The organism is Saccharopolyspora sp. NPDC047091 (assembly GCF_040643635.1).
GTDB lineage: Bacteria > Actinomycetota > Actinomycetes > Mycobacteriales > Pseudonocardiaceae > Saccharopolyspora_C.
In genome coordinates this window covers 1-1,019 of the sequence record NZ_JBEYUS010000154.1, presented here as the reverse complement: position 1 = coordinate 1,019, position 1,019 = coordinate 1, and the positions used below count along the sequence as shown (strand labels likewise).

Genomic DNA, 1,019 nt, shown 5'->3' with positions numbered 1-1,019 from the left:
CTAGGAGCTGTTTAGGAATTGGTTTTGGTGAGGTCGCGGAGCCAGATGTTGATGGTGGCGATGTGCACGGTGGCTTCGTAGCGGACGGCGAGTTTGTCGTATCGGCTGGCCACGGCGCGGTGGTGTTTGAGCCGGTTGATCCCGCACTCCACGGCGTGGCGCCGGCGATAGGTCTTGGAGTCGAAAGCGGGGGGCCGGCCTCCGGCCGGGCCTCGGGCGCGGCGGTGGGCGGCTTGGTCTTTCGGGATCGGGATCGTTGCCATGATCTTGCGTTGACGCAGGTAGGAACGGTTCGCGCGGGAGGAGTAGGCCTTGTCCGCCAGTACCCTCTCCGGGCGAGTACGCGGGCGTCCGCGGGTACGTGTCACCCGAATCGCGTCCAGCACAGCGGCCATCTGAGGATTATCGGCGCGTTGACCAGCAGTGATCAGTATCGATAGTGGCTTGCGGTCTTGTTCACAGGCCAGGTGGATCTTCGTGGTGAACCCACCACGGGACCGCCCCAGGGCGTGATCGGCCGGTTCATCACCGGGAGGTTCGACCTGCTCATCAGGCCGACGGCGAGCTCCGGCGGCGTGCTGGTGAGCCCGGTTGATCGTGGAATCCACCGACACCTGCCAATCGATCAACCCTGCCTGATCCGCCCACGCCCGCAGCACCGAGAGAATCCAGGGCCACACGCCCGCACGCTGCCAGCGACGAAACAACTGGTAGATCGACTGCCAATGCCCATAGCGTTCCGGTACGTCCCGCCACGGAGCACCGACCCGCACCCGCCACCGGACCCCATTGAGCAACTGCCGCCGAGTCCACTTCGGACGACGCCCCACCACCGGCCGAGGCGGCAACACACGCCGCAACATCGCCCATTGCCGATCCGTCAGATCCTGACGCGCGCCAACCGATACGCTTCCCACCGAGGTCTCCGGATAGATGTCGATCTTCTTGGTCGTTGATCCATCTACCGGAGACCTCACTGCGTTCCACCAGCGGGCCCCAGGTTCCTAAACAGCTCCTAG

The 1,019-nt window shown here is 64.7% G+C and carries 1 protein-coding gene; it reads right to left on the bottom strand.

All coding sequences use genetic code 11. The features are described from left to right. Positions 1-11: 11 nt before the first annotated feature. Complete coding sequence (locus ABZ805_RS29325; protein ID WP_358447186.1) at positions 12-917, bottom strand: IS5 family transposase; 906 nt, start codon at positions 915-917, stop codon at positions 12-14. Positions 918-1,019 lie beyond the last annotated feature (102 nt).